This window comes from Providencia sp. PROV174, assembly GCF_028480685.1.
Taxonomy (GTDB): domain Bacteria; phylum Pseudomonadota; class Gammaproteobacteria; order Enterobacterales; family Enterobacteriaceae; genus Providencia; species Providencia rettgeri.
In genome coordinates this window covers 127,219-148,884 of sequence record NZ_JAMPOT010000014.1, presented here as the reverse complement: position 1 = coordinate 148,884, position 21,666 = coordinate 127,219, and the positions used below count along the sequence as shown (strand labels likewise).

Here is a 21,666-nt window from a genome sequence, read left to right as displayed (position 1 = left end):
GAAAAACACAATGTATAAATACAAATTAACACCTATTACTACTGCAATTATTACTGCTCTTTTTATTCCAACAACCGCTTTAGGGGAAAAAGAAGAACACATCGGCACCATTACTGTTCAAGATTCAGCAAAAACCATCAAAGAGCGGGATCAACAAGGTTACGATGAGCAATATGATGCTAAAGGTTCTAAAATTTATTTAGGAAAAGACCTTGTTGAACGCTATAAAGGCACCAGTACCGCGGATGTGCTTAATAGTGCAGTTGGTGTCTATAGTGGTGATGCAAGAAACAGTGGCGCGTTAGACCCGAATATTCGAGGCATTCAAGGGCAAGAACGTGTTCCTGTCACGGTTGACGGCACAGAACAATCATTAACCGTTTATCGGGGTTACAATGGTGCAAACAACCGTAACTATGTGGATCCAAACCTCATTAGTAGCATTGAGATTGAAAAAAGTGGTTCTCTTGCTGGTGATATAAAAACCTCTGTTGGTGGTGGGATAGCCATCAGAACCATAGGAATAGATGACGTTGTTGCACCGGGTGAAAAATTTGGTGTCAGTTTAAAACTGGAAACCAGCAGCAATTCTACTCGTGAGCGTGTTCCCCACTTTGGTTATGGCGAAGATTACCGAGATCACCCTGAGATTTATAAGAACAAGAACTATGTCTTCTCCGACCCCGTTGTCAACATCACACCGAAATCCCGAGGAAGCGCTCAATTCTTTAATTTTAAAGATAATGGCGGAAGAATAGCGGTTGGGACTCGACAAGAAAAGTTTGATTTAATGGCCGCCTATGCTTATCGCCGGCAAGGTAACTATTTTGCGGGGAAAAATGGCGCTCACCGTTATAAAGAATCGGTTCAATTAAATGAACAACAAACAGTCCAGCAACAGCTTGGTCCAGACCCTTACTTACCTTTTGCTGCTAATGTATTTCGCCCCGGAAAAGAAGTTACGAATACCTCCAATGAGTTGGAATCCTATTTAGTTAAAACTAATTTATATCTCACTGAAAACCAAACATTACATCTTGGTTTTCGCCGGAGTGAAAGCACCTATGGTGAAATTATGCCGTCACGTTTAGGATTTGCTGAGCTTGAAGGAAAACACGTATTACCTCAGTGGCCATTAGCTCACTTTACAGTCAATGCCTATAATGCCGAATATAAATGGAAACCTGAAGATAATCAATGGATTGACCTAAACGCAAATGTGTGGATGACCCATTCCGTAGGGGATACTAACACCTCAGGTGGCTACCCACGAGAGCCTAAAGAACGCGATTGGGGATTCGAATATGGTTATGGTGATGGAAAAGACCCTAACATTGATGGTTCTTTAATTAATACCGCAGCAACTAACTCTGAGAATGACCGTATTGGCTTTAATTTGCGCAATACCATGGCACTCACGCCCGATCTTGATTTAACGATTCGTGGCTCAATGCTCAAAGAAAAATTAGATTCTAACGACGTACCGCCATCTCAAACCGCCAGCCCTTTTATTGCCCTTCCCCGTAAAGGTCATCGTCAAGAAACCAGTATTGCCTTTAACTTTAACTATCGCCCAACGAGTTGGTTAGAGCTGGATGCGGGAGCAAAATATATTGATGGCTGGACAGAAGATGATTATTTAAAAGAGCAAATGCGCAACCGTACCAAGGGCTTTCAAAACCCTGACGAGCGCCTTGCTAAGCAGATAAATTATAACCGAATTTTAACCCAAGAAGAGTATGATAGCGCTGTTAAAAATGGCTACCAAGCGTTTAATGGTGGTTATAAAAACAGCCAAATATTACTTAAAACATTAGGGTTGGAAGATACCGACTATACCGTTTTTATTACTAAAAGAAACAACGCTCAGCGCCCAGAAGAAAATGGTGTTTTAGACGTTAACTTCCGCGCCGAATGGAAATCAGATAGCGATGGACGCTATACCACAAAAACAAACCCTTTCCATAATGGTACTTTCGATTCTCAAGCTCGTGCTGTTGACCCTGTAACCGGCAAGGAAGTTTATGTCTATGGCTCAAGTTATTCACACCCAGCTGATGACATTAAGCGCGAACTCACTGAAGAAGAAAAATGGAAATTCTCAGGCAAACAAAAAAGCCATGGCTGGGCTCCCGCTTTTGGTGCCAATATTTGGTTATCTGATAACGACCGGGTTTATGCACGCTATATAGAGACGGTTCGCTTACCAAGTATTTTTGAAAATAGCATTGGGTTTGCAGGGGAAAGTGAAGCCCGTAAAGAGAAAATGTTATTTAAACCCGAACGTGCAAAAACCTTTGAATTTGGTTATTCACGTAATTTACAAGGTTTACTCGGTGCTGAACGCCATGCTGATGTGAAAATAGGCTATTACCATACTGTCATTGAAAATGCTTTTGACCGTGATGGACGTCTTAATTTTGTTCAAGTAAAAGAACATAAAACAGCAGGAATTGAAGCTTTGGCACGCTATGATAATGGTGGCGTATTTATGGATATTGGTGTCGATTACCGCCTCAAAAATGAAGTGTGTGATGACTCGGCGCCAGCCAATCTTGACCCGGCTAATCGCTATAATATCTCCCAATGTACAACTGCAGGTTTCCCTGGCGGTTTTTTACGTACACAATTACAGCCTAAATATGCCATAAATTCCAACCTAGGCATGCGCTTTATGGATGAAGCCCTCGAAGTGGGAACACGCTTACGTTATACCAGTAGCGTACAAAATAAAGATGAACGCAAACTGATGCAGCAGTTCCCGGGGAGTTATTCGATGGCAAATAATAGCCCAATGCACTGGACGCCTACCTTTACTGCCGATGCCTACGCAAGTTACCAAATTGATAAAAATATTAATGTCGAATTCTTAGTGACCAACTTAACTGACCGTTATTATATCGACCCACTGACGCGCAGTATGATGCCTGCCCCCGGGCGCACACTACGCTTAGGATTAAATGCGCAATTTTAAATAAATAATGTAGGTTTATCGCTTTATAAATATCCGCTGCTAACTTTAAGTTGGAGCGGATATTCGTCATTTCAGCACTAAAAAACTAGCCGCATAATGGTTTCATCAAATTCATCTTGGTCAACAACGGAAAAACCAAACTGTTCAAAAAATGGTTTCATCATATCATTGCCTTCGATATAACAAATTGATACTGATTGATATTTACCTAAGCTTTTTATTTCATCAAGAACAAGTGGGATAGCCAGAGAACCAAAACCTTTTCTTTGATGTTTTATATCAATCATTAATTGACCAATAAAAACTTCTTCGGGCCTACCATTTTCATGGTTTGAATAATATTGAACAAAGCCAACGGGCTCATTATTAACATAGATACCACGATTAATATAGTAATCAAAAAATTTTGAGGCTGCGATTGACTCTGAGTTAAGAGCCACAAAGTCTTCCTGCTCTTTAGTTATTTCAAGACAGATGATATCCACCCAATTATCTTTGGTGATATCTTTTAACGTAATAGTCATAAACACCTTTCTTTAGGTTTGCCGTTCACAATGCCGCTGCGATAAAAAGACGACTTAGTGTAAATTAACAACAAACACTTTTTTGTTCGCGCAATTCGTGCCTTTATATTTTTCGATATTCAATAAACAAATAACAGGTAAACATGTTACGGATAACATGAATTTCAGCAAATAGACTAAAATAAAATTTCGACTCATTTATTGCTTTCAAATTAAGAAATATTCAGAATTGAGATCCATGTCAAATATCACAGCCAAATACAATATTATTGTAAAATATCAAATTTTTTTGAAGAAAATTTGCAAAAATACATCAGTACATTAAACTGACAATTAAACCAAAGATAGACTAAAATAAAAATAAAAACCCAAAATAACCACAATAATATCCAATTAAAATTCAATTTTTATCATTATATAAATTCAATAAAAATAAAACCTTGCTATAAAAAAATAAATAAAACCTGAACAACCTCACATTTACTGGGTATTTGATAATTCCTCGCATTAACACACCAAAAAATCAAAATTACTTATGAAACAGTATGTTAAAAAATTAATAACACTTTGTATCATCCTGAATAATAAAAATATTTTTAATATTAAAATGCAAAAATATTTCAATAACTGCATCTTTATTAACAAATATTAATTTATTGATTTTAACCATGCCTTTTCGGCATGGCTAAGAGACTTTCGGAATATTGTCAGGAAAATAGTTTCATGGATAGTATGAATACGAAAATGATGCATTTTTATTATAAATATATACGAAAAACTCTTAAAAACATTTCCAATGAAAGGTAACACTATGGGTATATTAAAAGATAGTAAGTTGCTTTTGGTTAGCTTACTTATCATTCTTCTTTCGGAAGCTATAGGGCAAATTAAAATCAGTTTAGTCATGGTTTTTCCAATGCTTTATTCCATGTTGATGGGTGGTATTATCAGTTTTCCAAAATTCAAAATCCTCAGCGAAAAAAATATGGCACACGCTAGCTCGATAATGAGTGTCGCGTTAGTTATCTTAATTGCAAAATTAAGCACCTCCGTTGGTGCATCTTGGGAAAAAATTATTCAAGCCGGTGGCGCATTAATCTTGCAAGAAGTCGGTCATTTTATCGGTACCATATTGCTCGGTTTACCACTTGCTATCATGTTAGGCATGGGCCGTGAGGCCGTTGGTGCCACCTACTCTATCGGTCGTGAACCCAATATTGCCATTATCGAAGCCAAATATGGTTTAAGTTCACCAGAAGGCCGCGGCGTTATGGCAATGTATATTTGCGGGACGTTATACGGTGCGGTTTGGATGGGTGTTATCGCCAGTGTTATCGCAGGACTCGATATTATGAGCCCACTTGCTTTAGCCATGGGTGCTGGTGTGGGTAGTGGTTCGATGCTAGCAGCATCTGTTGCCCCATTATTGGAACTTTATCCTGAACACGCCGCAGATATTCAAGCATTCTCATCCTCTGCAAACTTGATGTCTTCGGTATTAGGTCTGTACATCTACATCTTCTTCTCCTTACCGTTTGCCTCTTTCTTGTACAACAAATTGAAAAGAAAACGTGCAACCGCATCAGCAGATACAGAATAAGGATATAAGATCATGAAAAAGATGGCAGAAATTGCAATAATCATCGTGTTAGTCATCATCTTCACTTCACTGGGTGATGCACTCGGCGGTTCAATTTATGGCCGTGGTAGCTTTGGCGCAGTCTTTAGTGACTCACTTATCGCCATGGCATTATTAGGGGGTATGTCATTTGTGGCATACTTAATTGCACAAATCCCACCATTAGGTAAGTTACCTGTGATTTTCTGGGTATCTCTAATTGCGGCGGGTCTGTGTTCACCGTTATTCCCTTACGATAAAGAAATGATCGCAATGACTGGTAAAATCTCACTTGCCGTCATCAGTACGACAGTACTTGCCTTTGCTGGTCTTTCACTCGGTAAAGATATCGACAAATTTAAAGCCATTTCTTGGCGGATTATCCCAGTTTCACTGGCGGTCTTTACGGGAACATTCTTATTCGCTGCACTTATTGGTCAAGTGACACTTTCATGGAGCGGCGTTATCTAACAACAGGAAATATTTACCATGACAATGACCAAAGACCAATTGAAAGCCATCGTCTGCGAGACAATTGCATCCCATAAAGGGGATATCAAAAAATTGGCTGAAGATATTTGGGCAGAGCCTGAGCTCGGCTATAAAGAAGTCAAAACAGCAAAAAAAGTGGAAGCTGCATTTTCTGCCTTAGGCGTTAATTACCGTAACCAACTCGCATTGACGGGGGTTAAGGCTCGCCTTAAAGGTGGAAAAGGGAGTAAACATAGTATTGCTGTGATTGGTGAGCTCGATGCAATTATTTGTGCGGAGCACCCAGAGGCTGATGATTTAACGGGCGCTGCTCATTGCTGCGGGCACAATGCACAAATAGCTAACATGATGGCAGTCACTATTGGTCTGGTTAAGTCAGGTGCTATGCAATACCTCGCGGGAGACGTCGTTCCTTTCGCCGTTCCCGCAGAGGAATATGTTGAACTGGCTTATCGTAATAAACTGATTGAGCAAGGAAAAATCAGTTATATCGGCGGTAAACCTGAGCTGATATCTCTTGGTGAATTTGATGATATCGATATGGCGATGCAAATTCATTTAACCAGTGTCAAACCTGAACGTGAGACTGGTTTTATTGAAATGTCGACTACCACCAATGGGTTTATTGGCAAGCTGATTAACTACAAAGGCAAAGCATCTCATGCGGCGGCGGCTCCTCATCTGGGTGTTAATGCACTCAATGCAGCAATGATGGGGATCATGGGGGTCAATGCGATTCGCGAAACCTTCCAAGAAAAAGATTATATTCGTTTCCATCCGATCATCACACAAGGCGGCGATTTAGTGAATGTCACCCCAAGCGATGTCCGTATGGAAAGTTATGTCCGAGCGTCAAATGTTCCTGCGATGATTGATGCGAATGAGCGTATTACTCGTGCATTGATTGCTGGTGCAATGTCAGTCGGTGCAGAGGTAGAAGTCAAAGATTTACCGGGTTACCTGCCGCTGTATAACAACGATACATTAAACGACTTATTGCAACACAATGCCCACGATTTGATTGGCGAAGAAAATGTTTGGGTTGCTGGCCATATGACTGGAAGCACAGATACAGGCGACTTATCACATATCATGCCTGTGAGTCACCCGTGGATTGGCGCAATTCGCGGTGGTTTGCACGGTAAAGATTACGTTGTTTTTGATGATGATATGGCCTACATCCGCCCTGCGCAAATGATGGCAATGGCAATTATTGACCTATTATTTGATGATGCATCCCAAGCTGACGAAATGTTAGCTGATTACACCCCATTGATGAGCAAAGAGGAATATCTCTCATTTATTGGGTCTTTTAAGAACTAATTATAAAAACATGTCCCTTATTAATGCGTTAATCGCAATAAGGGACATATGATTTTTCTAGCTTTAATCCTATCTCTAAAATTTCTCTTCTCATTAATTCGATATATTTCTATATTCGCCATTTCATTTAAGATAATATACAAAACTATCCTACTAATCGCCCTATTCCAAACAATAGAATTTAACTTAATCTCAATTAAACACAAAAATCTTTAATATAAAAACAAAAACATAACATATTGATAATAGAGAAGTTTAATTGAAAATACATTTCCTAATGATTATTTTATTAAATTACCATCCTTATTATTCATGAGCCATGCAATACTGATATGATATAAATACGATCTCCATCACGCTCACTTTTTTAATATCCACGTTAAAATTCACTCTATGAATTGTTAGATAAAATAACAGCTAGCAGAAATGACTTATTTCTGAATCTAACGCTTAAAATATACATAAATTAAATGAGTACGCTGTTTTTTATTCATGCTCACACCAGGGGCCCCTTAACAGCATTAAAACGCTTTTTGTATACGGGATAAAACGTAATGACCAATAAATACAATATCAATGAAAAGCTCTTTGCTTTAGAAACGTTTAGCAAAAAAACACGTCAGGATTTACATAAGATCCCTGAATTGTCTGGGCAAGAATTCAAAACCTCACAATATTGCCGTGAATTGATGGAAAGCTTTGGCTATAACATCCGTTTATTTGAAGGCTACACCGGTTTTACCGCTGAATTGATTATCGACCCAGCAAAGCGCTTGATTGCCTACCGTACCGATATTGACGGCCTTGAAATGCCTGATTTGACATGCAATGAGCACAGCTCTGTCCATGAAGGTTGCGCTCATAACTGTGGCCATGATACCCACATGACCATCGCCTTAACGGCAGCAAAATACCTTAGCGAAAACCGTTCTGAACTCACTCATAACGTCCGTTTTATCTTCCAAATGGCAGAAGAAGACATGAGAGTACCGGGCGCTAACAAAATGGTAGAAATGGGCTGTATGGAAGGTGTTGATGAGGTTTACGGCTTACATAATGATGCAGCTTTTGAAACAGGTTATATTAAATTCAATTCCGGGGTTATGTCCTCTTATGGCTCTGCATGGACACTAGATGTCCACGGCGTTTCTGCTCACGGCTCAACCCCACATAAAGGGTTAGATGCCATCCGTGAAGCAACACGTATCATTGATTATATGGATTACATTGTAGCCAAAAAAACCGACCCTTTCAGCCCTGCCGTATTTGGTTGTGGCATGATTAATGGCGGAACTATTCCAAATGCGTTGGCTGATCATGTTCAGGCACGCGGTACCATCCGTTCAATGGATGAAGAAACGGATAAAATATTAAAAGCCAGCTTCAATGAAATTGTGGCTCGTAGTGAAGCCGGCGGGTTTAAAACCACATTAGAAGCAAGCGGTTATCCCGCTGTCGTCAATCACCCGCAGGCTGCTAAAGTGATTTATGATGCTGCTGCGGCCTTCTTACCTGCTGAACAGATTGATGCGAATGGTAAGCCAATGACGGGCAGTGAAGACTTCAGTTATATGATCAATGCCACTAAAGATAAACTCGGTGCCATGTACTTTTTAGGAAGTGGTAATCAAGCAAAAGGGATTAATAATTATTTACATGCTAACCCTTATTTTGTTGATGACGATTGTTTGCTGATTGGCGCTCAAATTTTTATTAATATTGCCACTCGTTAGAATAAAAATAACACACACAGTAATTTCAAAGCCGAGTAAATCATATTACTCGGCTTTTTTCTTATAGCTCAGGCAATTCGCTATACAGCCTATCCCGCTCGCTTTGTTCTGTAGGTACCCATTGATTCGGCTGATGAATATAGTTCAAATCAAGGTGAGGTGCATAATTAGAGATAAAATCATACATATAATCTTTTAAATGCATATGCCGGTTAATGCATACATGGGTATAACTTGGCTTCACTAAATGGCTGATATCAATGCAGCGTAATGCCTCGCTATCTTCTTCTGGATCAAAAGCGACCGTTGAAATAATACCTACCCCAGAACCACGTTTTACATAGTATTTAATAATTTCGGTATCTACCGCAGTTAAAACAACATTTGGCGTTAATTTATGTTGATAAAATACTTGGTCAAGCTTTGAATGCCCGGTAAAACCAAATACATAGGTAATTAATGGGTAACCAGCAAGGTCTTCAATAGAGAGCTGTTCGCATTGAGCAAGTGGGTGGTCATGGGGCACAATAATACTGCGAGACCATTGGTAGCAAGGCATCACCAATAAGTCATCATAAAGGTGCATAGACTCAGTCGCAATGGCAAAATCCACATCCCCATTATTCACCATTTCTGCTATTTGGGCGGGAGCCCCTTGGTGAAAATGCAGTGAGATATTGGGGTAACGTGCATTAAAACGTTCAATCACTTGGGGTAATTTATAGCGGATTTGTGTGTGTGTGGTTGCGATATGAAGATTTTGTTTTATCGTGGCATCTTCATATGAAACGATACTTTTAATTTTATCGAACTGCGCCAGAATATCACACGCGACATGATGAACTTTCTCACCAATCGGGCTCAAAGAGAGTAAGTTATTATTTTTCCGATTGAATAATGAAACGTTCAGTTCATCTTCCAATATTTTAAGTTGCTTACTGACAGTCGGCTGAGAGGTATATAATTTTTCAGCCGCGTTGGTGATATTGAAATCACTTCGAACCACTTCAACAAAACTTTTAAGCTGACTAATGTTCATTGCTGATTTATCCAATGCAAAATGGATTAAAAAATAGAGATATAAATCCAGAGTAAGATGCGACACCTTGGTTGTTATGTACAGTAATTATACCATAACGAATGGATTAGCAAGAACTACACTGTTGCTTATTCCCAAGCAAATCCCCCCTCTTTTATAATAAAGCAACCTAACATTAGTAAATGAAAAGCAAATTATTCACTCAAGATCACTAAAATTAAAATAATCACAAAAAATAAATTAATAAAGGCTGTAACACTAAAGCTGTCAGGTAAAGACCAAGGCCAAATACGCCATGAGACAATAAACTCATTAGCCGAGCCTTACTTGGGTTAAGTGTTTTACTGGCAGCAATACCTGCTCCCATCGCAGGTTGTATAATGAAGTAAGGAGCTACGACCGTTATTACGCCAAAAAACAATGCAGGCCATAATATCGGTGATGTAAACCAGGTTTCACCAAATAAAAAAATAAATAGAAAGGCAAAAATAATACCGGTTGCATAGTGAACTCCCCAACCCAATGCATTTTCGGCAGGGATATTTTCCTTTTGTGCGATTGATGGCTGGTGTATAAACTGCCCATTCGCCATATGCCCAACCCAACGCCCTACCAACGAAAAATTTAACGTCGGTTGGCCGCATAGTTTAAGGATAAGCGCCCATAAATCCATCACGATGGTCGCCCCAACCCCAAGTAAGACTGTCAAAAATACCATTGATAGATTCATATTAATTTCCTTTTTATATTCGTTTTACCCGTTCATTACTGCTGAACAGTATTATCAATATTAACTAAAATCGAATATATCGAAGGCAAAATAATGCTTTCTCCCTCCCCTTAAAATTCAAAATCGAGATTGACTTAAAGTCAGCTTGAAGATGTAACATTCATATTCTGATTTAACCAATAGCATCAATAACCTTTTAAGAAAACATGCGTTGTAGTACAACTAAGCATCGCTATCAGCTAATTTTATGCGTTAAATCTACGTTTTTTAGTCAATGAATTTTGAGGCAGGGAAAAGTGAATATTTTCACAGATAGAAAGAACGTAAGGATTAATAATACGTCACAGCAACTTTTAGCATGGGAACAACAATTTAACACCGAAGGACCAGGTTTTAGTTACATGGCCAAATTTGATCAAGACGAATCTTATTCAGGTAACCTTGGGTTTGCCGATCTCGAACAAAAAAAGCCATTAACAGCGAATACTATTTTTAATTTATCCTCAGTCTCAAAGCAATTCACCGCCTTTGCTATTTTGCTGTTAGAACAAAGTGGCCAACTTGCTTTACATGACCCCATTACCAAATACATTCCTGAGTTACCTGAATACGCCAATGAGATCACCATTCAAGATTTAATTTATCATATCAGTGGCATGGTGGATTACATCGAATTAGCCTTGAATAAAGGCGTTGATTATGCGGACTCATTAGGGCCAGCAGAAAGCTTGGCAGACTTAATTAGTTACCCTAACCCTCTTTTCCCTGTTGGGGCACAATTTGATTATTGTAATACGGGCTATTTTTTATTATCCATAATTATTGAGCGCGTCAGTGGCCAAAGTTATCACCAATTTGCCCAGCAACATATTTTTAAACCATTACAAATGGACAGCACTTTTATCGTGGAATCGTACCCTGTTCACAGTGCAATTGCTCGAGGGTACCGTGAAAACAGTGAAGGTGGTTACCAATTAAGTGAAAGTTTGTGGACTCAAACCGGCGATGGTGCCGTTCATTCAAATGTTTTAGATTTAATGAAATGGGGTGAAAACTACACCAGTGGTAAGGTCGGTGGCAAAGCACTAGTCGAGAAAATGCTTCAAGCATTACCTCCTCAAAATAGGCTGGGTAAAGCGATTGAACACCACCAGCTATATGCCTATGGCGTTATTGTTTCACAACACTTTGGCTTAATGCATTTCGAACATTCAGGGGGTTGGGCTGGCTGTGCGACCTATTTTTTACGTCTACCTGATTTAGGCTTAACCGTTGCTGTGCTAGGAAATATTGAAGATTTAGACACGCAAAAGATAGCTTATGAGATTACTGACATCATTTTGACCCAATATAAGGAATGCCATGACGACCGTGATTAATGATGATATCTCTGCATATTGGCTGAAAGAAAAAACTACCGGTGAATGTTATTTAGATCAAAGTGATTTGGCGTTGTATGTAAATCCTCATATTGATGAAGATTATTTAGCCATGGCGATTCAATACCAAGATAAATATTGGCTTTCATTACATCCACAGCTCTGTGTTGAATTATCTATCACACCCGATTTAACTAGAGAAGCTGCTGACACATTGCGTGACGCGCTGACGAAAAAATGGCATGGAGCAGACCAGTTTTTTTATTTTAGCCAAGAAGCGTCATCTAAATTACAACAACATAAAATACCGAGTAATATTCGCGCCTTAACAAGTACTGATGCCGCCGTATTTCAAACTTTTTGTGAAGCATCTAGTGAAGAAGATTTAGACGGTGCTTCTGTAGAACTTGATCACTGGTTAGTATATGGTTTGTTTTTTGATGAAAAGTTAGTCGCCGCTGCGAGTATGTACCCTTGGGATGATAAAAATTTGGCTATCGCTGATTTAGGGGTTTTAACCTTATCGGAACACCGTGGAAAAGGTTATGCACGCAAACTCGTCTCTGCGATTTGTCAAATAGCGTTAGATAAAGGATATCAGCCACAATATCGATGCCAGCTAGACAACCAAGCATCCTTAGCACTCGCAAATTCGTTAAATTTAATTCCATACATTAAATGGGATGTCATTGTGCAGCCGAATGCAGTAATAGAAACATAGAGTAATTATATGGTTACCATAAAGAATATTGACCAAGACAATTTGTTTGATGTCTGTGAATTAACCTCTAATTCAGATGGGATCGCCACTGTCTTAGAGGATTTTATCTGTTGTAATGCGACATCAATTGCAGAAGCGAGCTATTTCCCAAACTTTTACCCAAAAGCCTTATATTTTCAAAATAATATAATTGGTTTTTTTATGTATAAGATAAGTAGCACTAATTTAAACGAAGTGATGCTTTGCCGATATATGCTTGATTATAAATTCATTGGCAAAGGGCTAGGCCGTAAGTCATTTAAAGCAATATTGGATTTTCTCTATTCAGAAGGCATCCAGCGCATCACTCTCGGGCTAAATGAAGACAATATTGTGGCAAAGAACCTCTATCAATCCTTTGGTTTTGAATTTACAGGAAATATTGTTGATGGGGAGCATATTTATTATTTAAATCTATAATGTAATAGGTATTAATCACCTTGATAATATAATGAATTCACTGATATTTTTCTTATTTGTAAGATGATGAGTCTCTATCACTAATTAAATTCATTATTTGACCTAGATTTCTAGCTGAATATTCCCCATAGGAATATAACTTATTGATTTTAAATACCCTACAGGGTTCAACATAAAATCATACAGAGAGTTAAAGTTGCCAGCAACACTCAATCCTATCCATTTGCATTTTTACATCGTGTACTACCAATTACTATTTGACCATCTTCCTTGATAAATTCACTTTGTTGGGGATTAGGTAATATCTCTAACACTACCTCAGAAGGCCGACACAACTTTACACCTAGCGGAGTGACGACGATTGGCCTATTAATCAGTATCGGGTACTGCAACATAAAATCAATCAATTGCTCATCGGAATAAAGGTTATTTTCTAAATTTAATTGCTCATACGGCTCAACATTTTTTCGTAATAGCTCCCTCGCTGTGATTTTCATATCAGCAATAAGTTGCACTAACACATCCTTAGTCGGAGGTGTTTCTAGGTAATAAATAATCGTCGGCTCAATACCATTATTGCGGATCATGGCAAGGGTATTACGTGAAGTGCCACAATTGGGGTTATGGTAGATAGAGATCTCATTCATTGAATGCCCCTTAATTAGACAGCGAAAGTCGAAGCACTAAAGCAACGAGTGTGACAATAAGCACAGGGATAGTCATGATAATCCCGGTTTTGAAATAATATCCCCATGTAATGGTCATGTTCTTTTGTGATAAAACATGCAACCATAACAATGTTGCCAAGCTGCCAATTGGTGTAATTTTTGGCCCTAAATCGGCACCAATCACATTGGCATAAACCATCGCCTGTTGGATTAACTCTGTCGCATCACTCCCTTCAATAGATAGCGCACCAATTAATACCGTTGGCATGTTATTCATTATGGATGATAAAAATGCGGTAATAAATCCAGTGCCTAGAGTAGCTGCCCATAACCCTTTATCGGCAAGGTAATTGAGCGTTTCAGAAAGATAATCGGTTAACCCTGCATTTCTTAAACCATAAACAACCAAGTACATACCTAAAGAGAAAATGACGATTTGCCACGGTGCACCGCGTAAGACTTTTTTGGTATTAATCGTATGGCCTCTGGCTGCAATCCCCCAAAGGAGCAGAGCACCAATAGCGGCAATCGCACTAACCGGAATCCCCAAAGGCTCCAAAACAAAAAAACCAACCAGTAATAACACCAGTACTAACCAACCTGCTTTAAACGTTGTCATGTCCTTAATAGCTAAAGTCGGTTCACTCAGTTTGGTAACATCATAGTGTTTAGGAATATCTTTGCGGAAAAACAAATGCAGCATCGCTAATGTTGCAATAATTGCAGCAATATCCACTGGCACCATAATCGATGCATATTCTGTAAAACCAATATTAAAGAAGTCCGCAGAAACGATATTCACGAGGTTCGAAACAATCAGCGGCAAGCTCGCCGTATCTGCAATAAATCCAGCAGCCATGACAAATGCTAATGTCGTGCCTTTGTTAAAACCAAGTGCCAATAACATCGCAATCACAATGGGCGTTAATATCAATGCTGCGCCATCATTGGCAAATAAGGCCGCTACCGTTGCACCAAGTAACACGATATAACTGAATAACAGTTTTCCTTTACCCCCGCCCCACTTGGCAACATGTAATGCCGCCCATTCAAAGAAACCACTTTCATCTAACAGCAGGCTAATAATAATGACTGCAACAAATGTCGCCGTTGCATTCCACACAATATTCCAAACTATAGGAATATCTTGAAAACTAATGACACCAAAAATAAGGGCTAAAACGGCCCCTGCTGTTGCACTCCAACCAATACCCAGTCCTTTGGGCTGCCAAATAACAAAGGTGATCGTTAAAATAAAAATTAAAGCGGCAATAAACATAACAACCTCATGAAAAGGAACAGGAAGATACTTTTTTGCTCATCCTGAAATAAATTGGCTAATTAATCGGCCTTATTAAATTCCCCACCCGAACATAAATATATGGTTTTTCATATGCGTTAATTTAAAAAATTTTATAGCGAACAACGACTCACAGGTTCTTTTGTCTCTAAGCTTTTGAGTAAAGCTGCAACTTTATTTTTCTCTGTGGCATAGGTGACATCAATGATATTTTTCACCCACGGTAGTAATGCTGGAGATAATCGATAATGAACCCATTTACCATGTTTTGAATCGAGCAAAAGGCCTGATTCTCTTAGCATTGCTAGGTGTCGAGAAGTCTTTGGTTGCGATAAATTCAAGGCCGTATAGATATCACAGACACATAGCTCACCAGATGCTTTCAAAAGCAACACGATATCCAGCCTTGTTTGGTCACCTAAAATTTTAAACAGTTGTAATGGTTCCATGTAAACCCCAGACTAACAATTTATTCAAATAAACACTTATACATATACACCAAAACATATATATCAATCAATATGAACACATAAATAATTTGATATAAGTTAGCTTATGTATACTAATACTGGCTCGAATTATTAAACTCACAAGGATAGAAATGAACTCAATTTTTGGATTATATTTTATTCAACTCATACTGATCATTTCAGTATTTTTATGCTTTTGGAGGATAGGCAAATCTAATTCATTCTGGGCATTCATTAGAGTCATTCTCTCTTTATGTATTATTTCAGCAATAGCATTCCTTGCATTTATAATATCGTATGTCTCAAATTAACCTCACACATTCATAGCTTAAACCTCTTTGAAAGTATAAAACTAAAATCTATGCTGCTGTATACAAAATAGAGAATAGGAAAATTAGGGAGCAGAGATAATCGGTTGATGTGGTGAGAAAATATGCTTATTTATTGCCTAATCATTTAACTGAATACGCAAAGAAAATAGACACTATTTTTGGCACTTAGCCCCAAATACGTCCCAATTAGAAAGAGCGAAGCATTTTAAATGATGGTAAGTGATTGAAAATTAATGGTACGCCCTACAGGATTCGAACCTGTGACCTACGGCTTAGAAGGCCGTTGCTCTATCCAACTGAGCTAAGGGCGCATTGATAATGCGGGCAGCCTATCTGGCTGATGGCGTTGAATTATACGGTTGCTGCGCGCTGAGTCAATGGCTTTTCGCTACTAAAATAACTATATGCTCATTTTATGTAATAGTTTGAACTGACAATGACGTTAACTTCTGACAAAATAGAGACATTACCGTGTCTCATATATGGATTAAGTTACAGATGTTAGCAAAAATTATTGATGGGAAAACGATTGCGCAGACAATTAGGCAAGAAGTTGCCCAAAAAGTACAATTACGTTTAGAACAAGGAAAACGCGCTCCTGGGCTTGCTGTGATTTTAGTCGGCGCTAACCCCGCGTCACAAATCTATGTCGGCAGCAAACGCCGCGCTTGTGAAGAAGTCGGCTTTATTTCACGTTCTTATGATTTACCAGATACAACAACAGAAGCTGAATTACTCAAATTAATTGATGATTTAAATCAAGATACTGAAATTGATGGAATTTTAGTTCAACTACCATTACCTGCGGGAATTGATAACGTCAAAGTCATTGAGCGTATTCATCCAGACAAAGATGTTGATGGTTTTCATCCGTATAATGTCGGCCGCTTGTGCCAACGTGCGCCACGCCTTCGCCCATGCACCCCTAAAGGAATTGTTACTTTACTTGAGCGCTGCGGTATCAACACTTATGGTTTAAACGCTGTAATTATTGGCGCATCCAATATTGTTGGTCGTCCAATGAGCTTAGAACTTCTGTTAGCAGGTTGCACTACAACAGTAACGCATCGCTTTACCAAAGATTTAGAACACCACGTTCGCCATGCTGATTTAGTTGTTGTCGCAGTGGGGAAACCCAATTTTATTCCTGGTGAATGGATTAAACCTGGCGCGATTGTGGTCGATGTCGGTATCAACCGCTTAGATAGCGGTAAAGTCACAGGAGATGTCGATTTTGACGAAGCCGCGAAAAATGCCGCTTGGATCACCCCTGTGCCTGGTGGTGTTGGCCCAATGACTGTTGCGACTTTAATTCAAAACACCCTTCAGGCATGTGAAGAGTACCACGATATTTAATGTAATTTTGGAGTAATCATGGATATATTCAATTTAAATGGGCACCCACACGTCGAACTGTGTGATTTGCTAAAAATTGAAGGCTGGGCGGAAAGCGGTGCAATGGCAAAAGCCATGATTGCAGATGGCTTAGTTGAAGTTGATGGTGTGGTCGAAACACGCAAACGCTGTAAAATTGTAGCGGGTAAAATCGTTTCAATGGGCAGCCAAAAAATCAAAGTTGTAGAATAATACATTTAGGTAAGCTGAAAAATTTCAGCTTACCTCCCTTTACATAATAAATAACCACCTCCCTATCCCCCTTTGTTCAAAATAACCCGATTTATTGTAAGACGATCAAAGCTATTTTGACGTTTTAGAAGATTTTTCTTTAGCCATATTTAGTGTATTAAGCATGCAAATAATCAAACATATTGATAACTTAATTTATTGTTTTACATATATAAAAAACTTCAGCAATTACTTCAGCTTTGCCATAAAGCAGATAAAACACACTCAGTTTCCTTCCTTAAAAAATTTAACTTAGCTCTCATTTTTTGTATTTCGTACCTTAGCGACATAGACAAGACTAAACGATTCAGCTAACCTTGTTAACGATAACATGATTAACAAACAATCAGATCCGCTTGCAAGTCTTCTGGCTGATCCGGCAATAAATAATAATCAGGAGAAATTATGTTTAACTTACCAATAAGCGATATCCACCTTGCAGCTGCTGCATCTGATAAAAAAAATGCAATAGAACAAGTCGCTAAGGCTCTCGAAAATGCAGGTTATGCAAAAAGCGGTTACGCACAAGGAATGCTTAACCGAGAAACCCAAGCTCCTACCTTTTTAGGAAATGGCATCGCTATCCCACACGGGACAACGCAGACACGAGACCAAGTGTTGAAAACAGGTTTTGCGGTTTTCCAATTCCCTAATGGTATTGACTGGGGTGATAACCAAACTGCTTATATTGTTATTGGCATTGCGGCTCAATCCAATGAACATCTCGAATTACTTCGCCAGTTAACCCACATTATCAGTGATGAGCACACGGCTGACGCGATGGCCAAAGCTGACACCCCTGAAGCCTTAAAACAACTTCTAATGGGTGAACGTCAAACTCAACCAGTGAAACTTGATGACTCAATGGTCACAGTTAACGCTCAGGTTGATAATATAAACACATTAAAAATACAAAATATTATTAACTTACAAAACGCCCAAGCTGTTAGTACCGACTTTATTACCCAAGCTCTCACCCAAACACCTTCGTATTTAGGTCAAGGTATTTGGTTAAGTGATAGCCCTATTGGAAATATTCAGAATGCGATTGCGATAACGACCGTAAAAAAACCATTTCGCTTTCAAGGTAACCCAGTCAATGTCCTAATCACTCTCTCTTACGCTAATTATCAGATAGAGACTTTTTTACTTAAAATAAATAATTTTTTGAAAAATAAAGAATTAAATCTAATTGACAATGATGGTAACGTTAACAATTTAGTTAATTTATTGCGTAGTGATGATTCACATACGGAAAGTGAATCATCAAGTACATCCGGAATCACTCAGGACTTCACCGTTCTTAATCCACATGGGCTACATACGCGCCCGAGCACCCAGTTAGTCACCACCATTAAGCAGTTCGAAAGCACTATTACTGTGAGTAATCTTGATGGTACTGCGACTCCCGTAAATGGTCGCAGCTTAATGAAAATCGTCAGTTTAGGCGCTAAATGTGGGCACCGTTTACAAATTCACGCAGAAGGTACAGATGCACAAGAAGCTATCGTTACCATTGGCGAGGCAATTAACTCAGGACTTGGAGAAGAAATCGCATGAGCAGAAGAGTCGCAACCATCACGTTAAACCCCGCCTATGATTTGGTTGGGCTTTTACCTGATATTCATCGAGGTGATGTGAATTTAGTCAAAACTGCTGGGCTTCATGCCGCTGGAAAAGGCATAAATGTGGCCAAAGTGCTTAAAAATTTAGGGATTGATGTCACTGTTGGTGGTTTTTTAGGCAAAGAAAACCAAGATGGTTTCCAAAAAGCGTTCAGCGAAACAGGAATTGCTAACCGCTTTCAGGTTGTCGAAGGCCGCACCCGTATCAATGTAAAACTGACAGAGCACACCGGTGCAGTTACCGATTTTAACTTTTCAGGCTTCAGTGTCACTAAAGCGGATTGGCAACGTTTCGTCACCGACTCACTCAGCTGGGCGGGTCAGTTTGATATGATTTGCGTCAGTGGAAGCTTACCTCAAGGCGTTGATTTAAAAGATTTTACTCAATGGATGTTACGCCTTAGAGAACAATGCATGTGTGTCATTTTTGATAGTAGCCGTGAAGCTTTTGTTGCTGGACTCAAAGCTTCTCCTTGGTTAGTAAAACCTAATCATCGTGAGCTTGAAATTTGGGCAGGAAAATCTCTTCCGACTCATCAAGATATTGTTGATGCCGCAAATCAACTTCGCCAACAAGGTATTGCCCATGTGGTGGTTTCTTTAGGCGAAAAAGGTGCCATGTGGGTCAATTCATCAGGCGCTTGGTTTGCTAAACCACCTGAATGTGACGTTATCAGCACCGTTGGCGCAGGGGACTCAATGGTAGGAGGGTTAATTTACGGGCTAATGATGAGGCAGACAAGTGAGCACACACTACGCTTAGCTACTGCCATTTCTGCACTTGCAGTCTCCCAACCCAATGTCGGTATCACAGACCGAGCGCAACTTGCACATATGATGACAAAGGTTGACTTACAACCGTTTACGGCTCAATGAGGATGAAAAACATGAAAATAATAATCGCTCCAAGCCACCAGCAAGGCCCTGCTATTTGCTGGCTAGCCATCGATGCCTTAAAGAATGTATCTGCCTTACAAAATATCACCTTCACTGAACAGCTTACTGATGCTGACATTGTGATTTGTTTTGACACTCAGTTGCCTGAAGATTTCAATTGTGCAGACAAAAAAATCTATTTCGGCCACCCCGATGTCGCTGTTAGGCAACCTGCTGAATTCTTGACATCAGCAATTAATGAAGCCACGCTTTGTGAACAACAAATTGCCGAACCGCAGCACACAAAAACCTTCTCTATATTAGCCGTTACAGCTTGCCCTACAGGGGTCGCGCATACCTACATGTCCGCAGAAGCACTTGAAGCTGAAGCAAAAAAACGAGGCTGGAATATCAAAGTAGAAACTCGTGGTTCTGTAGGGGTTGGAAATGAAATTACACCTGAAGAAATTGCACAAGCTGATTTAGTCATTGTCGCTGCTGATATCGAAGTTAATGTGGATAAATTTGCGGGGAAGCCAATGTACCGCACCTCTACCAGTGCAGCATTGAAGAAAACAGCACAGGAATTAGATAGAGCGATAAAGGAGGCGAGTACATTTTCGCCACAAAATGGCAAAAACTCATCACAATTAAGCCAATCCAACGAAAAGCGCGGAGTCTATAAGCACTTACTCACAGGTGTGTCTTATATGCTCCCGATGGTTGTCGCAGGCGGATTGTGTACTGCACTTTCATTTGCTTTTGGTTTAGATGCATCCAATGTAGAAGGCTCTCTGGCCTGGGCGCTTAGCCTAATTGGTGGGCAAACAGCCCTTGCGTTAATGGTGCCTGTACTATCAGGTTATATCGCTTATTCTATTGCTGACAGAACGGGGCTAACCCCAGGTTTAGTCGGTGGGGTACTTGCAACCACTTTAGGTGCGGGTTTTTTAGGCGGGATCATTTCCGGTTTCCTTGCGGGCTACAGTGCTCACTTTATTAGCACTCGATTAAAATTACCGCAAACAATGGAAGCGTTAAAACCGATTTTAATCGTGCCATTGATTTCGACTTTATTTACCGGTTTAGCCATGATCTATGTGATTGGTCACCCTGTAGCTTGGTTGATGGACTGGTTAACCAACTGGCTAAATACCATGGGAACCACCAATGCAGTGATCTTAGGCGCAATACTAGGTGCCATGATGTGTACGGATATGGGAGGCCCGGTCAACAAAGCGGCTTACGCCTTTGGTGTCGGCCTATTAAGTTCACAAACCTACGCACCAATGGCAGCAATTATGGCTGCAGGTATGGTGCCGCCACTGGCAATGGGGATTGCCACATTAATAGCGAGACATAAATTTGTTCCCGCTGAACGCGAAGCAGGTAAAGCCTCTTTTGTTCTCGGTTTATGTTTTATTTCAGAAGGCGCAATTCCGTTTGCCGCCAAAGACCCTATACGTGTTCTTCCTGTTTGTATCATTGGTGGTGCAATAACTGGGGCGCTATCCATGTACTTTGGTATTCAGTTGATGGCACCTCACGGTGGTTTATTTGTGCTGTTAATACCCGGAGCGATTAATCATGTATTGATGTATTTATTCGCGATAGTAGCTGGTACGGTAGTTTCTGGTGTGCTTTATGCCATTGTCAAAAAAGCAACGCCCAAAGAAGCTCAACAAGAAATGGCAAGTACCGCTTAAGCACTCAGATTTAAGTTCCATTCCTAGTCCCTGTTGGTAGTCTTATTCCCCCCCCCTTAACTTGGGGGGCT

At 39.7% G+C, this 21,666-nt stretch carries 19 protein-coding genes and 1 tRNA gene; 13 read left to right on the top strand and 7 right to left on the bottom strand.

Going from position 1 to position 21,666, the window contains the following annotated elements; genetic code table 11:
* Window positions 1-10 precede the first annotated feature (10 nt).
* Window positions 11-2,974 carry a TonB-dependent receptor domain-containing protein gene (locus PSE60_RS13565; RefSeq protein ID WP_272665745.1) on the top strand — a complete coding sequence of 988 codons (2,964 nt, stop codon included), beginning with the start codon at window positions 11-13 and terminating at the stop codon, window positions 2,972-2,974.
* Window positions 2,975-3,051: 77 nt separating this feature from the next.
* On the opposite strand, the gene PSE60_RS13560 is transcribed toward PSE60_RS13565, so the two are convergent.
* Window positions 3,052-3,498: a GNAT family N-acetyltransferase gene (locus PSE60_RS13560; protein WP_272665744.1), complete on the bottom strand. Its 447-nt coding sequence runs from the start codon at window positions 3,496-3,498 to the stop codon at window positions 3,052-3,054.
* An 811-nt stretch (window positions 3,499-4,309) separates the two neighbouring features.
* Here PSE60_RS13560 and PSE60_RS13555 point away from each other — a divergent pair.
* From PSE60_RS13555 to PSE60_RS13540, 4 genes are all read left to right on the top strand, one after another.
* Window positions 4,310-5,098, top strand: coding sequence for a DUF3100 domain-containing protein (locus PSE60_RS13555; RefSeq protein WP_004913472.1), 789 nt, complete (start codon window positions 4,310-4,312; stop codon window positions 5,096-5,098).
* Window positions 5,099-5,110: 12 nt separating this feature from the next.
* Window positions 5,111-5,587 carry a hypothetical protein gene (locus PSE60_RS13550; protein WP_004262394.1) on the top strand — a complete coding sequence of 159 codons (477 nt, stop codon included), beginning with the start codon at window positions 5,111-5,113 and terminating at the stop codon, window positions 5,585-5,587.
* A gap of 18 nt (window positions 5,588-5,605) precedes the next feature.
* The gene (locus PSE60_RS13545) at window positions 5,606-6,931 is read left to right on the top strand and encodes an amidohydrolase (RefSeq protein ID WP_272665743.1); all 1,326 of its coding nucleotides are present in this window, start codon (window positions 5,606-5,608) and stop codon (window positions 6,929-6,931) included.
* A 554-nt stretch (window positions 6,932-7,485) separates the two neighbouring features.
* On the top strand, window positions 7,486-8,664 hold the full coding sequence (locus PSE60_RS13540; protein ID WP_272665742.1) for a M20 metallopeptidase family protein: 1,179 nt from the start codon (window positions 7,486-7,488) through the stop codon (window positions 8,662-8,664).
* 61 nt (window positions 8,665-8,725) lie between these two features.
* Here PSE60_RS13540 and PSE60_RS13535 read toward each other — a convergent pair whose 3' ends face one another.
* Together PSE60_RS13535 and PSE60_RS13530 are read right to left on the bottom strand one after the other, a co-directional pair.
* Window positions 8,726-9,703, bottom strand: a complete 978-nt coding sequence (locus PSE60_RS13535; protein ID WP_272665741.1) for a LysR substrate-binding domain-containing protein — start codon at window positions 9,701-9,703, stop codon at window positions 8,726-8,728.
* A 226-nt stretch (window positions 9,704-9,929) separates the two neighbouring features.
* Complete coding sequence (locus PSE60_RS13530; protein ID WP_272665740.1) at window positions 9,930-10,433, bottom strand: DUF2938 domain-containing protein; 504 nt, start codon at window positions 10,431-10,433, stop codon at window positions 9,930-9,932.
* A gap of 401 nt (window positions 10,434-10,834) precedes the next feature.
* On the opposite strand from PSE60_RS13530, the gene PSE60_RS13525 reads away from it, so the two are divergent.
* The 3 genes from PSE60_RS13525 to PSE60_RS13515 are packed head-to-tail and all read left to right on the top strand — an operon-like array spanning window position 10,835 to window position 12,992.
* On the top strand, window positions 10,835-11,812 hold the full coding sequence (locus PSE60_RS13525) for a serine hydrolase domain-containing protein (RefSeq protein WP_336298615.1): 978 nt from the start codon (window positions 10,835-10,837) through the stop codon (window positions 11,810-11,812).
* Entirely contained in the window at window positions 11,796-12,533 is a 738-nt protein-coding gene (locus PSE60_RS13520; protein ID WP_272665738.1) for a GNAT family N-acetyltransferase, read from the top strand. Before PSE60_RS13525 ends, PSE60_RS13520 begins: the two co-directional genes overlap by 17 nt.
* 9 nt (window positions 12,534-12,542) lie before the next feature.
* Entirely contained in the window at window positions 12,543-12,992 is a 450-nt protein-coding gene (locus PSE60_RS13515) for a GNAT family N-acetyltransferase (RefSeq protein ID WP_272665737.1), read from the top strand.
* Window positions 12,993-13,207: 215 nt separating this feature from the next.
* On the opposite strand, the gene arsC is transcribed toward PSE60_RS13515, so the two are convergent.
* The 4 genes from arsC to PSE60_RS13495 form a co-directional block, all read right to left on the bottom strand.
* Window positions 13,208-13,639, bottom strand: coding sequence for an arsenate reductase (glutaredoxin) (gene arsC, locus PSE60_RS13510; protein ID WP_272665736.1), 432 nt, complete (start codon window positions 13,637-13,639; stop codon window positions 13,208-13,210).
* Between the two features lie 10 nt (window positions 13,640-13,649).
* Window positions 13,650-14,939: an arsenic transporter gene (locus tag PSE60_RS13505; RefSeq protein ID WP_272665735.1), complete on the bottom strand. Its 1,290-nt coding sequence runs from the start codon at window positions 14,937-14,939 to the stop codon at window positions 13,650-13,652.
* A gap of 134 nt (window positions 14,940-15,073) precedes the next feature.
* Window positions 15,074-15,409, bottom strand: a complete 336-nt coding sequence (locus tag PSE60_RS13500) for a metalloregulator ArsR/SmtB family transcription factor (protein WP_272665734.1) — start codon at window positions 15,407-15,409, stop codon at window positions 15,074-15,076.
* Between the two features lie 587 nt (window positions 15,410-15,996).
* A tRNA-Arg gene (locus PSE60_RS13495) sits at window positions 15,997-16,073 on the bottom strand.
* 187 nt (window positions 16,074-16,260) lie between these two features.
* Between PSE60_RS13495 and folD the strand changes: the two genes are divergently transcribed.
* The 5 genes from folD (at window position 16,261) to fruA (ending at window position 21,595) form a co-directional block, all read left to right on the top strand.
* Window positions 16,261-17,118, top strand: coding sequence for a bifunctional methylenetetrahydrofolate dehydrogenase/methenyltetrahydrofolate cyclohydrolase FolD (gene folD / locus PSE60_RS13490; RefSeq protein WP_004913518.1), 858 nt, complete (start codon window positions 16,261-16,263; stop codon window positions 17,116-17,118).
* An 18-nt stretch (window positions 17,119-17,136) separates the two neighbouring features.
* A complete protein-coding gene (gene ybcJ, locus PSE60_RS13485; protein ID WP_004913522.1) occupies window positions 17,137-17,349 on the top strand; it encodes a ribosome-associated protein YbcJ in 213 nt (70 codons plus the stop codon).
* Between the two features lie 444 nt (window positions 17,350-17,793).
* Window positions 17,794-18,948, top strand: coding sequence for a fused PTS fructose transporter subunit IIA/HPr protein (gene fruB / locus PSE60_RS13480; RefSeq protein WP_272665733.1), 1,155 nt, complete (start codon window positions 17,794-17,796; stop codon window positions 18,946-18,948).
* Entirely contained in the window at window positions 18,945-19,889 is a 945-nt protein-coding gene (gene fruK / locus PSE60_RS13475) for a 1-phosphofructokinase (protein WP_110732200.1), read from the top strand. Before fruB ends, fruK begins: the two co-directional genes overlap by 4 nt.
* An 11-nt stretch (window positions 19,890-19,900) precedes the next feature.
* On the top strand, window positions 19,901-21,595 hold the full coding sequence (gene fruA / locus PSE60_RS13470) for a PTS fructose transporter subunit IIBC (protein WP_272665732.1): 1,695 nt from the start codon (window positions 19,901-19,903) through the stop codon (window positions 21,593-21,595).
* The last annotated feature ends 71 nt before the right edge of the window (window positions 21,596-21,666 follow it).

What these genes read in the sequence shown, in the direction of transcription:
- PSE60_RS13565 (WP_272665745.1), top strand. Translation starts at nt 11, where the DNA reads ATGTATAAATACAAATTAACACCTATTACTACTGCAATTATTACTGCT.
- PSE60_RS13560 (WP_272665744.1), bottom strand. Translation starts at nt 3,498, where the DNA reads ATGACTATTACGTTAAAAGATATCACCAAAGATAATTGGGTGGATATC.
- PSE60_RS13555 (WP_004913472.1), top strand. Translation starts at nt 4,310, where the DNA reads ATGGGTATATTAAAAGATAGTAAGTTGCTTTTGGTTAGCTTACTTATC.
- PSE60_RS13550 (WP_004262394.1), top strand. Translation starts at nt 5,111, where the DNA reads ATGAAAAAGATGGCAGAAATTGCAATAATCATCGTGTTAGTCATCATC.
- PSE60_RS13545 (WP_272665743.1), top strand. Translation starts at nt 5,606, where the DNA reads ATGACAATGACCAAAGACCAATTGAAAGCCATCGTCTGCGAGACAATT.
- PSE60_RS13540 (WP_272665742.1), top strand. Translation starts at nt 7,486, where the DNA reads ATGACCAATAAATACAATATCAATGAAAAGCTCTTTGCTTTAGAAACG.
- PSE60_RS13535 (WP_272665741.1), bottom strand. Translation starts at nt 9,703, where the DNA reads ATGAACATTAGTCAGCTTAAAAGTTTTGTTGAAGTGGTTCGAAGTGAT.
- PSE60_RS13530 (WP_272665740.1), bottom strand. Translation starts at nt 10,433, where the DNA reads ATGAATCTATCAATGGTATTTTTGACAGTCTTACTTGGGGTTGGGGCG.
- PSE60_RS13525 (WP_336298615.1), top strand. Translation starts at nt 10,835, where the DNA reads ATGGCCAAATTTGATCAAGACGAATCTTATTCAGGTAACCTTGGGTTT.
- PSE60_RS13520 (WP_272665738.1), top strand. Translation starts at nt 11,796, where the DNA reads ATGACGACCGTGATTAATGATGATATCTCTGCATATTGGCTGAAAGAA.
- PSE60_RS13515 (WP_272665737.1), top strand. Translation starts at nt 12,543, where the DNA reads ATGGTTACCATAAAGAATATTGACCAAGACAATTTGTTTGATGTCTGT.
- arsC (WP_272665736.1), bottom strand. Translation starts at nt 13,639, where the DNA reads ATGAATGAGATCTCTATCTACCATAACCCCAATTGTGGCACTTCACGT.
- PSE60_RS13505 (WP_272665735.1), bottom strand. Translation starts at nt 14,939, where the DNA reads ATGTTTATTGCCGCTTTAATTTTTATTTTAACGATCACCTTTGTTATT.
- PSE60_RS13500 (WP_272665734.1), bottom strand. Translation starts at nt 15,409, where the DNA reads ATGGAACCATTACAACTGTTTAAAATTTTAGGTGACCAAACAAGGCTG.
- folD (WP_004913518.1), top strand. Translation starts at nt 16,261, where the DNA reads ATGTTAGCAAAAATTATTGATGGGAAAACGATTGCGCAGACAATTAGG.
- ybcJ (WP_004913522.1), top strand. Translation starts at nt 17,137, where the DNA reads ATGGATATATTCAATTTAAATGGGCACCCACACGTCGAACTGTGTGAT.
- fruB (WP_272665733.1), top strand. Translation starts at nt 17,794, where the DNA reads ATGTTTAACTTACCAATAAGCGATATCCACCTTGCAGCTGCTGCATCT.
- fruK (WP_110732200.1), top strand. Translation starts at nt 18,945, where the DNA reads ATGAGCAGAAGAGTCGCAACCATCACGTTAAACCCCGCCTATGATTTG.
- fruA (WP_272665732.1), top strand. Translation starts at nt 19,901, where the DNA reads ATGAAAATAATAATCGCTCCAAGCCACCAGCAAGGCCCTGCTATTTGC.